Origin of the sequence: Sulfitobacter sp. HI0129, from assembly GCF_001635395.1 — a bacterium.
In the GTDB taxonomy this organism is placed as follows: domain Bacteria; phylum Pseudomonadota; class Alphaproteobacteria; order Rhodobacterales; family Rhodobacteraceae; genus Sulfitobacter.
On record NZ_LWGH01001035.1, the window covers coordinates 1 to 11,149 of the forward strand.

Below are 11,149 nucleotides of genomic sequence, written 5' to 3' on the forward strand. Positions count from 1 at the left end.
TGCGCTATGTTCTGCAGACCTGCAAAACCACCGAAGAAGCGGGCAAGGTGCTGGCCCGCGTTCCCACCCATATGAGCTATAACGTCACCGTGCTGGACCGGAAGCGGAACTACCTGACCGCGATGATGGCCCCCGACCGGCCGGCACATATCACCCATGCCGCCGTCGCGACGAACCATCAGGAAAACGTCGAATGGGTGAGCCACGCGCGGTTCACCGCCACGGTGGAACGCGAACGCTTTTTGTTGCAAAGGCTGCGCCTGCACCGCGACCCGGAGGAAAAGTTCATCTCCGCCTTCCTCAAACCGCCGCTCTATTCGACGGCGTTCAATGCCGGTTTCGGCACGCTTTACACCGCCATCTACCGCCCCCGGAAGCGCCAGATGGAACTGCGCTGGCCGGGGACCGTATGGCCCCTGTCGCTTGACGGCTTCGAAGAAGGCGGCCGCCGGGTCGATCTGCCGGGAGCGGCCTGATCATGGCGGGCCCCCTAAAAGGTCTGAAAGTCATCGAATTCGCCGGTTTGGGGCCTGCGCCACTGGCAGGGCAACTGCTTGCCGATCTTGGCGCGGATGTCATCGTTGTGGACCGTGCGGCGGCGCCTGCCGATCCGACGGACGTGAACCGGCGCGGCAAACGCTCCGTCGCCCTGAACCTGAAGTCGCCCGCGGGCCTGAAAGCGGCACGCGCGCTGATCGCCTCTGCCGACGTCCTGATCGAAGGCTTCCGCCCCGGGGTGATGGAGCGCCTCGGGCTGGGGCCGGATGCCTGCCCCGACACCCTGATCTATGCTCGTATGACAGGATGGGGGCAGGACGGCCCATGGGCGCAGACGGCGGGGCATGACATCAACTATCTGGCGATCACCGGCGCGCTGCACGCCATGGGGGAGGCGGGGCGCCCGCCGGTTCCCCCGCTCAACCTCGTGGCGGATTATGGTGGGGGCACAATGTTCCTGCTTTTCGGGATCCTTTCGGCGCTTTTCGCCCGGGGAACGACCGGCAAGGGGCAGGTTGTGGACGCCGCGATGATCGAAGGCGTGCCCGCGATGATGGGGCTGATCCATTCGATGCTGGCCCGTGGTACATGGACGGAAGAGCGTGGCGCCAACTGGCTGGATGGGGCCGCGCCGTTCTATCGCTGCTATGCCTGTGCCGACGGGCGATATATCTCTGTCGGCGCGCTGGAGCCGCAGTTCTACGCCATCCTGCTCGACCGGCTGGGTCTGCCCGCCGATCTGGCGCAGACCCAGAACGACACAAAGACATGGCCCAGCCGCACGCGCGAATTCGCGGACCTCTTTCTGACCAGAACACGGGATGAATGGGCAGAGCATTTCGCGGGAACAGATGCCTGCGTGGCCCCGGTGCTGAGCTTTGCCGAAGCGCCCCGGCACCCCCAGAACGCTGCCCGTGAAGTATTTCTCACTGACGCGGACGTGCCACTACAGGCCATGCCTGCACCGCGCTTTTCCGGAACGCCCTGCGCTGAACCGGCGGCTCCACGACCCCCGGGCGGTGATACGAAAGAGGTCCTCGCCGAAATCAACTTCGACGAGGACCTCTTAGATCAGATCAGCGCTTTGCCGGCTGACCGGCAGTCATAGGGTCAAGCAGCCGCCCGGTCGTGCTTCCCTTCGCGAACTTCTTCGACGATCTTGTTGACGAAGGCTTCCAGGTCGTCGGGCGATCGGCTTGTGATGATGCCCTGATCTACGACGACTTCGCTGTCTTCCCACTTCGCGCCTGCATTCTTCAGATCGGTTGCGATGGAAGGGTACGAAGTGGCCTTGCGACCTTCGATAATGCCCGCTTCGATCAACAGCCACGGCGCGTGGCAGATCGCGGCAACGGTCTTGCCCGCATCCGCAAAGGATTTGATCAGCGCGACAGCGTCTTCATTCTGGCGCAGAACGTCCGGATTGATCTGACCGCCGGGCAGGACGATGGCGTGGTAGTCCTCCACCTTGACGTCCGTCAGCTTCAGATCGGCGGCTACTTCCTTGCCCCAGTCGTTTTCATCCCAGCCGGTGATCGCTTCACCGTCGGGCGTGGCGACATGGACGGTCGCGCCATTTGCCTTGAGGTCATCGAGGGGGCGCAGGAGTTCGGATTGTTCGAACCCATCGGTCGCGAGAATGAGGATCTTTGCGTCAGTCATATGTGTCATCTTGAACCTCCGGTTAATCATTACATCTGTGCAGTCCCAACACGTCGATCCGGTCAATGTTCCAGCGGTGGAACGCACCGCCCCCCATGCGCGGATCGTCGCAGCGCAAGAATGTGATTCCCCTTTTCAGGACAATAAAATAAAAGACGTTATGACCGCGCCCGCCGCCCCCGATACCGATGTTCCGCTGCCGGAACTCATCGTTTGCCCCCAGTGCGACGCAGCCTATCGGCTGAAGAAGCCCCAGCATGGCGAACGGGCGGTCTGCCAGCGCTGTCACACGGTCCTGATCTCTCCGCGGCGCAATGCGGGGCTGCGGATCATCGCCATCGCGCTGTCTGTGCTCATCCTCATTCTCGGAGCCGCCTATTTCCCGTTTCTGGAAATCGACGCCGCGGGGAACCGGAACGCGGTTTCGATCATGGATGCCGCGCTGGCCTTTGGCGGCGGGCCGCTGATCGTCCTGTCGCTCGCGACCGCGGCGCTGATCATTTTCGTGCCGCTCGCGCGGGTGCTGCTGACGCTTTACGTGCTGGTTCCGCTGGTTTTCGACAGGCCGCCCGCCCCTCATGCCATGGCCGCCTTCCGCCTGTCCGAAGCGATGCGACCATGGTCCATGGCCGAGATCTTCGCGCTGGGCTGCGCTGTCGCGCTGGTGAAGATAGCGGATTTGGCGAATGTGGCCTTTGGGCCCGCTTTCTGGATGTTCGGCGCTCTCGTGGTTCTGCTCGTGGCGCAGGACAGTTTTTTGTGTAGATGGTCTGTATGGAACGCGCTGGAACATCCGAAAAGATCGTGACCGCGCGTGAAATGGGCGTTGTGGCCTGTACACGCTGCTCGCGCGCCTGGCCGCTTGGCCGGACCGTCTGTGGGCGCTGCGGCAACACGCTGGTTTCGCGGGATACCGATAGCCTGCAGCGCGTCTGGGCCTACTGGCTGATGGGCGTGATTTGCTATGTGCCCGCCAATGCCTACCCGATGCTGCGCACACAGACCCTTTTCGTGAAAGAAGAAAGCACGATCATCGGGGGCGCGGTGGAGCTTGCCGAATATGGATCATGGGGCATCGCCTTCATCATCCTGTTCGCTTCGGTGGTGATCCCGCTGGCAAAATTCTGGGCCATTGCCTTTCTCGCCATCAGCGTCAAAACCCGCACCGCGGCATCCAGTCATTCGCGCCAGTTGATGTATGAAATCGTCGAATACATTGGCCGCTGGTCCATGATCGACATCTTTGTAGTTGCGATCCTGTCATCACTGGTGCAACTCAGAACACTGGCATCGATAACACCCGGAACGGCAAGCTTTTTCTTTGCCCTGTCGGTGATATTCACGATGCTGTCGGCCCAAGCCTTCGACTCCCGCATGATATGGGATGTCCGGACCCGCGATGAGGATGCCAAGAAAGATGAGTGAAACCCCACCCGAAGTTTCGGTGACGCCCGCACGCAAAGCGTTTTTCAGCGGAGCATCCATCGTCTGGCTTATCCCGCTGCTGGCCCTCGTCGTAGCCCTCGCCGTCGCGTGGCGCTCCTACAATGAGCGCGGTCCGGAGATCAAGATCGAGTTCGAAAGCGGCGCGGGTATCGCCGCCGGCCAGACCGAGCTGAAATACCGCAACATTACCGTCGGGCGGGTCGAAAACGTCGGCTTCACCGAAGGGCTGGGCAAGGTGGTCGCGACCGTCCGGGTGGACAAGGCCGTCGCGCCCTTCATAGACAGTTCAGCCGTGTTCTGGATCGTCGAGCCGGAAGTCACCTTGCAAGGCGTATCAGGCCTGAGCACCGTTTTGAGCGGTGTCTACATCGAAGGATCGTGGGACGATGACCCGGGCCAGGTGCAGTACCGCTTTCAGGGGTCGAGCGGTGCGCCCCTGATCCGCCCCGGCCAATCCGGGCTGCAGATCGCCTTCCGCAGCACGGCGACAGGCCAGTTGACGGATAACGCGCCGATCCTCTTCAAGGGCATCGAAGTCGGTCGCGTGGGGCGGGCCAAGATCGCCCCGGGGGGCAAGTTCGCCATCGCCGAGGCGCTTATTTTCGAAGAGCACCGCGACCTCATCAACCAATCCACCCGGTTCTGGGACACTTCGGGTTTCAGCGTTTCGCTTGGAACCGCCGGTGCGGAGATCGATTTTTCCTCGCTCGCGACCCTGCTGGGCGGCGGTATCACCTTTGACACTTTCGTTTCCGGCGGTGACCGCGTTCAGGACGGAATGATTTTCGATATCTACGCAACGAAGGAAGCCGCGCGCTCCTCGGTCTTCAACGCCTCCGAAGTGGAACCGCTGGAGCTTGCGATTATCTTCGATGACAACGTATCGGGTCTGTCTGTCGGGGCCCCGGTGGAGCTTAGCGGTCTCAACATCGGCAGGGTCGAAACCCTGTCGGGCATCGTGGATTACAACCAGTTCGGCGACAGCCGCGTGCGTCTCAACGCCACCATCGCCATACAGCCCGCGCGCCTCGGCCTTCCGGGGGAGGTAACGGCCGGGTCGGCGCTCGCCTTCCTTGAAGAACGGGTGGCCAACGGCCTGCGCGCGCGCCTTGCCTCTGCTAGCCTGCTGACGGGGGGGCTGAAGGTCGAACTCGTGGACGTGGAAAACCCCGAACCCGCCCGGATCAGCAATCTGCCCAACGAATTGCCGGTGCTGCCCACGACGGAAAGCGAAACTTCCGACGCTGCGGCCACGGTCGAAGGGGTCTTTACCCGGATCAACAACCTGCCGATCGAAGAGCTTTTGAACAGCGCCATCGGCTTCCTGAACTCCGCGGATCGCCTGATTTCGGACGAGAACCTGCGCGAAACGCCACAAGACGTGCGGACCCTGTTGGGGGATCTGTCCGGTCTGGTCAATTCGCAGGAAGTGCAGAACGTTCCCGTGTCGCTCAACGCCACGCTTACCCGGGTCGAGCAACTCGTCACCCAGTTGGAGGAAGAACGGCTTGCCCAGCGGCTGGTGTCCGCCATCGATGCGGCCATGGCAGCGGCAGAGAACGTCGGTAACTCCGTGGAAGGCGTGCCGGAACTGGTCGAGAACCTGCAAGGGGTGGCGGCCAAGGCCGAAGCGCTCAACGTGGAAGAGCTGATAACCGCCGCCGTGGGCCTTGTGGAATCGCTGGATACCATCCTCGCATCTGAGGCGGCGGTCGCGCTGCCTGCGTCCCTGCGCACTGCGATCGAAGAGGTGACGGGAACGTTGACCGATCTGCGCGAAGGCGGGGCGGTGGACAATATCAACGGCACCCTCGCGGCGGCGCGGCAGGCGGCAGACAATGTCGTGATCACCACGCAATCGCTGCCGGACCTGACCGCGCGCCTGAATGACGTGCTGGATACCGCGGCTGAGGCGGTCGGCTCAATCAATTCGTCGGTCGAAGGGGTTCCCGCGCTTGTGGAGCGGATCGAAAACGTCGCCGCCAAGGCTGAATCGCTGCAGGTCGAAGAACTGCTGGCAGAGGTCACGGATCTCGTCCGTTCCGCGGATGCCGTGCTGGCGAGCGAAGCTGCCGTCGCTCTGCCCGAGTCGCTGAAGGAGGCGATCGATCAGATCAACGGCACACTCAAGGAACTGCGTGACGGAGGCGCGGTGCGCGACATCAATCAGACGCTCGCCTCGGCCCGTACCGCTGCGGCCAATATCGCCAACAGCAGCAATGAACTGCCGGAGATTACCGCCCGTCTGAACGCTGTGCTGGACGAAGCTGCAAACGCCGCCGCGTCGGTGACATCGTCTGTCGATGGCGTACCGGAGCTTGTGGAGCGTATTCAGGCCATCGCTGCCAAGGCCGAAAGCCTTGCGGTAGAGGAGCTGCTGGCGGAACTCACCGAACTCACCCGTTCAGCGGATGCCATCGTCAGTACCGAGGATGCGGTCGCCCTGCCTGGTGCGCTCAAGAACGCGCTGGACGAGGTGAACCTGACGCTGCTGGAACTGCGCGAAGGCGGCGCGGTGGAAAACGTGAACCGCACGCTGGATTCCGCCCGTACCGCTGCAGACAGCATCGCCGCATCCGCCGGCAGCCTGCCGCAGATCGTCGAACGCCTGACAGCGCTTTTCGCGCAGGCCAGCCGCACGATCGAAGGCTACGATCAGGGCGCCGAACTCAGCCGGTCCGCACGGGAAACGCTGCGTGACATCCAAAAGGCTGCGGATGCGCTTGCATCTCTGGCCCGGACCATTGAACGTAACCCCAACTCCCTCTTGCTCGGACGGTAAACATGACATTTGCACGTTTCTTCGCTGCGATCGGACTGGTTTTCTTCGTGGCGGCCTGTAGCGAAGCGGAACGCTTCGCGGTCCGGCCCCCTGCCATCACGGACAGCGTGCCGATTTCCTTTGCCTCGGTCGAGGTGCGCGATGTTTCCCTGCCGTCCTACGCGGCGGCGGATGAAATTCATCTGCAGACCCGCAGTGGCGTGCTTATCAGTTCTTCGGATGTGCTCTGGGCGGATTCCCCGGAACGGTCCATCGCACTGGAGCTGAGCCAGAACCTCGCCCGGTTGACCCGCCGCAATATCGCGTCGGAACCCTGGCCGTTCGAAGACTTTCCCGAAGCCCGGTTGGAGGTGCGGTTCAGCGAGTTGGTGGCGTCTGAACAGGGCACATTCCGCACATCGGGCCAGTATTTCGTATCAGGCGGGGAGGGGCGCGAACGCTCGGGCCTGTTCGATCTGTCGGTACCGTTCAATCCCGACGGGGGCCCCAATGCCATCGCGGCGGCGCGCGGGCGCCTGATCCTCGACCTTTCGATTTTCATCGCGCGTAACGGCCTGCGCTGAGGCGATCCGCGAAATATTCTGCGGCAGTGGCGTTCAGCCTTCAGGCTGGGCGCAATAGAGCCTGTGCAGCGTATGCAGCACGGCCTGAACCTCGTCGCCCTTGATCCGGTAGAGGATCGTCTGCCCCCTGCGGGAGGAGTCCACCAGACCGGCATCCTTCAGCCGGCGCAACTGCTGTGACATCGTCGGCTGTGCCATGCCACATGCCTCCGCCAGATCACCCACGGAACGTTCCCCATCCACGAGCCTGCAGAGGATTTGCAGGCGCGCTTCGGAAGCGAGCATTTTCATCAGATCGGCCGCGGCCCCGATGTCGCCTTCCAGAATATCGTCACCCTTATTCATATTCGCACCATTGAATATTCTGTCGGTAGAATATATCGAGAGCTAAGGATGAACAAGCGGGAGATATGCCCGCGCAAAAGCGGAGGCGATGATGGAAACGGAATTTACCCCTTGGCTGTCACTGGGGGGCGGCATGCTGATCGGGGCCGCCGCAGTGCTTCTCATGGCGACAAACGGCAGGATCGCGGGCATCAGTGGTCTGACCTCCCGCATTTTCGCCGCCAAGGCTGACGGAGAGGCCCGGGGCGTTTCTGCGCTATTCGTGCTGGGCCTCCTGTTGGCGGCGCCGCTCTGGCTGCTGGTGTCGGGAAACTGGCCGACGCAGACGGTACCGTCCGGCGTGCTGGTCATGGCGGCAGCCGGGTTGCTGGTGGGTTTCGGTTCGGTTTTCGGCAACGGCTGCACCTCCGGTCACGGCGTTTGCGGCATTTCGCGTGGGTCGGGCAGGTCCATCGTTGCGACGGTGACATTCATGGCCACGGCTGCGATCACTGTATTCGTTGTCCGTCACATGGTGGGTGGATGACATGAAACAGGTATTCGCCCTGCTCTCCGGCCTGATATTCGGCCTTGGCCTCATCATTTCCGGCATGTCGGACCCCGCGAAGGTGCTCAACTTTCTCGATGTGTTCGGCACCTGGGATCCCAGCCTCGCCTTTGTCATGGGCGGTGCCATTGCTGTGACGGCCCCGGGTTTCGCCCTGCTTCGCCGCAAACGCGCCACCCCGTTCTATGACACAAAATTCCGGATCCCTGACCGTAGCGATATCGACCCTAAACTGATGACGGGCTCCGGTATCTTCGGTGTAGGCTGGGGCCTCGGCGGTTTTTGCCCCGGTCCGGCCCTCACGGCGCTGCCCATAGCGGCGACCGGCACGCTGATCTTCGTGCCCTTCATGTTGATCGGCATGTGGTTCGCGCAACGCACGCCCGATCCCTTTTCAACCCTAAAGACAGGAGAAGCCTGATGTCCGAACCCCTCAATTCCCGAGTCGTCCGCCATTCGCCCTCCACCGGAGAGGGCAGCCCCGATGTCTGGGGCATCTATGAGCCTGACACCGGGTCTATCCAGTACATCTGTGCCGACCCCAAGACCCGCAAGGCGGCGTTGATCGACGTTGTCTGGAATTTCGATCCGAAGAACTACAAGTTCACCACCGAAAGCATGGATCAGGTTCTGGATCTGGTGAAGGAAAACGGGCTGAGCGTCCAATGGGTCCTCGACACGCACCCCCATGCCGACCACGTCATGGCCTCCGCCCACCTCAAGGAGCGTACGGGCGCCCCCAATGCGATCGGCGCTCTGGTGCCCGATATCGCGAAGATCTGGGCCGATCTCTATAATCTGCCCGACGCCTTCGATCCCGCGCGGGATTTCGACCGCCTGTTCGAGGAGGGTGAAACCTTCGCGCTGGGCGATCTGAAAATGCGGGTCATTTTGTCACCCGGGCATACGCTGGGGTCGATCTCCTATGTCTGCGGCGATGCGGCCTTTGTCCACGATACCCTGATGCAGCCCGATTCCGGCACCTCCCGCGCCGACTTCCCGGGCGGCGACACTGCCGAGCTTTGGGATTCGATACAGGAGATCCTGTCGCTCCCCGAAAATACGCGGCTCTATATCGGTCACGACTACGGGGCCGAGGGGCGGGACGAGCCGCAATGGGAGGCCACCGTCGCCGAGCACAGGGCCAACAACAAACACGTCAAGGACGGCACCGACCGCGACGAATGGATCGCCATCCGCGATGAGCGGGACGAGACGCTGTCCCTGCCCAATCGCATCCTCGCCGCCCTGCAGATCAACCTCCGCGGCGGGCGGCTGCCCCCGGCCGAGGATGACGGCAACCATTACCTCAAGCTGCCGGTGAACCGGTTCGATTGAGGGGAACGTAACCCTGAAGATCGTGGGAAGCAGGGCAGTATGGCCTGCTTCCTACCGGGTTCTCAGACCGCCCAGGTGAACCGCGTGTCGTTCTCCGAGCGTTTCCAGAGCCGGACCATGACCGCTTTGTCATGGGCATGCGGTTCGAGCGTGCCCTTGCCGACCGGTCCGCCGGTTTGCATCAGGCCCGTGGGGCCATGAAGGGCGCGCTGTTCCAACCCGGTCTCGGTCGCACACATCACTTCCGGATAGGCGCCCTTTTCGGCGGACTGCACAAAGGGCGTCTTTGTCATGAACCACCAGACAAGGCGCGTCATCGTCCCCCCGCTGGTGCTGATAAGCGAGGTGGCGGAGGCGCCGGGGTGGCAAACATAGACCTCGACATTCCTGTGGGCCGCGGCGATCCGGTCCTGAAGCTCGTAGGCGAACATCATCTGTGCCAGCTTGCTTTGGCTATAGACGGGGTTGGGGCTGTAGTTTCGATCCCAGTCCATGTCTTCAAACTGGATCGTTTTGATCCCCATGTTGTAGCCGAGGCTGGCGACAACGACGATCCGGCCCTGCGCTTCCTCCAGACGGTCGAAAAGCATTCCGCAGAGGACAAAGTGACCATAATGGTTGGTGCCAAGCTGGCTTTCAAAACCGTCCTTGGTGAACTCCTGCGTCGGCACCTGTGCGATGGCGGCGTTGCAGATCAGCGCGTCGATCCGCGGCACGCTCTTCAGCACCTCTTCGGCGGCGGCACGTACAGAGGCGAGTTCCGCAAGGTCCATTTGCACAAAGTTCACGTCAGCATCCGCGCCGAACTCCGCACGAAGATCATCTATGGCGGCGGTGGATTTCTCGGCGCTGCGGTTCAGCATCACTACCTTCGCCCCCTTGGCAAGCAGGATGCGCGCGGCCTGAAAGCCCGTGCCCGCGTTGGCACCGGTGATGACGTAGGTTTTGCCGCCAAGATTGCCGAGGCGCTCGGGCGTCCAGCCCTTTGGTCCGAAGGTCGTGTCAGCCATCTGTCTGATCCTCTGTAAAGGCGGCACCCGGCGGCTGGCCGGGTGCCTATGCCGAAAGTCAGTCCGCAAACCGGGTGAGCAGGCTTTCGCCGCGCCGGAGCGGCGGCAGATTGCCGGGATATTCCGGTCTGAGCGCGCTCACCTCATCCAGTTGCGCCATCTCCTCGTCGCTCAACGCGATATCGACGGCACCAAGATTGTCGATCAGTTGCTCCTCCTTGCGCGCGCCAACAATGGCGCTGGTGACGCCGGGCTTGTGCAGGAGCCAGGCCAGCGCGATCTGCGCGACCGACGCGTCCTTTTCTTCGGCGATCTGCCGCAGCACGTCGATGACCTCGAAACCCTGATTTCGGTCGAGCTGCGGATAGTCGAACTTCGTGCGGCGGCCCTCGGCCTCACCGTCGTGGGTATACTTGCCGCTCAGGAAACCGCCCGCCAGGGGGCTCCAGATGAAGGTGCCAAGGCCGAGGTCCATGGCGGCCGGGATGATCTCACGTTCCAGCTCTCGCCCGACGAGGCTGTAGTAGGACTGGGACGAAATGAACCGCTCCGCTCCCATCACCTTGGCGACGCCGTCAGCCTTGGCGATTTCCCAGCCGGCGAAGTTCGACAGGCCGATGTAGCGCACCTTGCCCTGCCGCACGAGGTCGTCGAGCGCGCGCAGCGTCTCCTCCAGCGGCGTGGTGACGTCAAAGTTATGCACCTGGTAGAGGTCGATGTAATCGGTGCCCAGCCGCTTCAGGCTGCCTTCGACCTCGCGCATGATCGCGTTTCGGCTGGTACCCAGATCGTTCGGCCCGGTGGTCGTGGTGTTGTAGACCTTCGTCGCGATCAGCACATCCTGCCGACGCGACCCCAGCGCCTTGCCCAGCATCTCTTCCGAGACGCCCGAGCTGTAGACATTGGCGGTGTCGAAGATGTTGATCCCGGCTTCGATCGACAGGTCGACCATGCGGGT

General features: G+C 62.5%; 13 protein-coding genes. 9 read left to right on the forward strand and 4 right to left on the reverse strand.

Annotation, left to right across the window (positions count from 1 at the left end):
• A partial coding sequence (locus A3764_RS21975; protein ID WP_236628298.1) for a carcinine hydrolase/isopenicillin-N N-acyltransferase family protein occupies positions 1-476 on the forward strand: 476 nt, incomplete at its 5' end.
• A gap of 2 nt (positions 477-478) precedes the next feature.
• Positions 479-1,606, forward strand: coding sequence for a CaiB/BaiF CoA transferase family protein (locus tag A3764_RS21980; RefSeq protein ID WP_067952107.1), 1,128 nt, complete (start codon positions 479-481; stop codon positions 1,604-1,606).
• 2 nt (positions 1,607-1,608) lie between these two features.
• Here A3764_RS21980 and A3764_RS21985 read toward each other — a convergent pair whose 3' ends face one another.
• Complete coding sequence (locus A3764_RS21985) at positions 1,609-2,169, reverse strand: type 1 glutamine amidotransferase domain-containing protein (RefSeq protein ID WP_067926438.1); 561 nt, start codon at positions 2,167-2,169, stop codon at positions 1,609-1,611.
• Positions 2,170-2,320: 151 nt separating this feature from the next.
• Between A3764_RS21985 and A3764_RS21990 the strand changes: the two genes are divergently transcribed.
• From A3764_RS21990 to A3764_RS22005, 4 genes are read left to right on the forward strand one after another with little or no spacing between them, the layout of a single operon-like run.
• Positions 2,321-2,968: a paraquat-inducible protein A gene (locus A3764_RS21990; protein ID WP_067926442.1), complete on the forward strand. Its 648-nt coding sequence runs from the start codon at positions 2,321-2,323 to the stop codon at positions 2,966-2,968.
• Between the two features lie 11 nt (positions 2,969-2,979).
• Positions 2,980-3,585 carry a paraquat-inducible protein A gene (locus A3764_RS21995; protein WP_067926507.1) on the forward strand — a complete coding sequence of 202 codons (606 nt, stop codon included), beginning with the start codon at positions 2,980-2,982 and terminating at the stop codon, positions 3,583-3,585.
• On the forward strand, positions 3,578-6,388 hold the full coding sequence (locus A3764_RS22000) for an MlaD family protein (RefSeq protein WP_067926445.1): 2,811 nt from the start codon (positions 3,578-3,580) through the stop codon (positions 6,386-6,388). Before A3764_RS21995 ends, A3764_RS22000 begins: the two co-directional genes overlap by 8 nt.
• 2 nt (positions 6,389-6,390) lie before the next feature.
• Complete coding sequence (locus A3764_RS22005) at positions 6,391-6,951, forward strand: PqiC family protein (protein ID WP_067926448.1); 561 nt, start codon at positions 6,391-6,393, stop codon at positions 6,949-6,951.
• Positions 6,952-6,984: 33 nt separating this feature from the next.
• Here the strand turns inward: A3764_RS22005 and A3764_RS22010 are convergent, their stop codons facing one another.
• Positions 6,985-7,296 carry an ArsR/SmtB family transcription factor gene (locus A3764_RS22010; RefSeq protein ID WP_067926452.1) on the reverse strand — a complete coding sequence of 104 codons (312 nt, stop codon included), beginning with the start codon at positions 7,294-7,296 and terminating at the stop codon, positions 6,985-6,987.
• Between the two features lie 91 nt (positions 7,297-7,387).
• On the opposite strand from A3764_RS22010, the gene A3764_RS22015 reads away from it, so the two are divergent.
• Genes A3764_RS22015 through A3764_RS22025 form a run of 3 tightly spaced genes read left to right on the forward strand, consistent with a single transcriptional unit; the run spans position 7,388 to position 9,181 of the window.
• Positions 7,388-7,822 (forward strand): YeeE/YedE family protein, encoded by a 435-nt coding sequence (locus A3764_RS22015; protein ID WP_067926510.1) that lies wholly within the window; start codon positions 7,388-7,390, stop codon positions 7,820-7,822.
• Between the two features lies 1 nt (position 7,823).
• Complete coding sequence (locus A3764_RS22020) at positions 7,824-8,264, forward strand: YeeE/YedE family protein (RefSeq protein ID WP_067926455.1); 441 nt, start codon at positions 7,824-7,826, stop codon at positions 8,262-8,264.
• Complete coding sequence (locus tag A3764_RS22025; RefSeq protein WP_067926458.1) at positions 8,264-9,181, forward strand: MBL fold metallo-hydrolase; 918 nt, start codon at positions 8,264-8,266, stop codon at positions 9,179-9,181. Before A3764_RS22020 ends, A3764_RS22025 begins: the two co-directional genes overlap by 1 nt.
• Positions 9,182-9,243: 62 nt before the next feature.
• On the opposite strand, the gene A3764_RS22030 is transcribed toward A3764_RS22025, so the two are convergent.
• Both A3764_RS22030 and A3764_RS22035 read right to left on the reverse strand, forming a co-directional pair.
• On the reverse strand, positions 9,244-10,191 hold the full coding sequence (locus A3764_RS22030) for an SDR family oxidoreductase (RefSeq protein WP_067926461.1): 948 nt from the start codon (positions 10,189-10,191) through the stop codon (positions 9,244-9,246).
• 58 nt (positions 10,192-10,249) lie between these two features.
• A partial coding sequence (locus tag A3764_RS22035; RefSeq protein WP_067952110.1) for an aldo/keto reductase occupies positions 10,250-11,149 on the reverse strand: 900 nt, incomplete at its 5' end.

Coding starts and splice junctions, on each gene's coding strand:
- A3764_RS21980 (WP_067952107.1), top strand. CDS start 479: ATGGCGGGCCCCCTAAAAGGTCTGAAAGTCATCGAATTCGCCGGTTTG.
- A3764_RS21985 (WP_067926438.1), bottom strand. CDS start 2,169: ATGACACATATGACTGACGCAAAGATCCTCATTCTCGCGACCGATGGG.
- A3764_RS21990 (WP_067926442.1), top strand. CDS start 2,321: ATGACCGCGCCCGCCGCCCCCGATACCGATGTTCCGCTGCCGGAACTC.
- A3764_RS21995 (WP_067926507.1), top strand. CDS start 2,980: ATGGGCGTTGTGGCCTGTACACGCTGCTCGCGCGCCTGGCCGCTTGGC.
- A3764_RS22000 (WP_067926445.1), top strand. CDS start 3,578: ATGAGTGAAACCCCACCCGAAGTTTCGGTGACGCCCGCACGCAAAGCG.
- A3764_RS22005 (WP_067926448.1), top strand. CDS start 6,391: ATGACATTTGCACGTTTCTTCGCTGCGATCGGACTGGTTTTCTTCGTG.
- A3764_RS22010 (WP_067926452.1), bottom strand. CDS start 7,296: ATGAATAAGGGTGACGATATTCTGGAAGGCGACATCGGGGCCGCGGCC.
- A3764_RS22015 (WP_067926510.1), top strand. CDS start 7,388: ATGGAAACGGAATTTACCCCTTGGCTGTCACTGGGGGGCGGCATGCTG.
- A3764_RS22020 (WP_067926455.1), top strand. CDS start 7,824: ATGAAACAGGTATTCGCCCTGCTCTCCGGCCTGATATTCGGCCTTGGC.
- A3764_RS22025 (WP_067926458.1), top strand. CDS start 8,264: ATGTCCGAACCCCTCAATTCCCGAGTCGTCCGCCATTCGCCCTCCACC.
- A3764_RS22030 (WP_067926461.1), bottom strand. CDS start 10,191: ATGGCTGACACGACCTTCGGACCAAAGGGCTGGACGCCCGAGCGCCTC.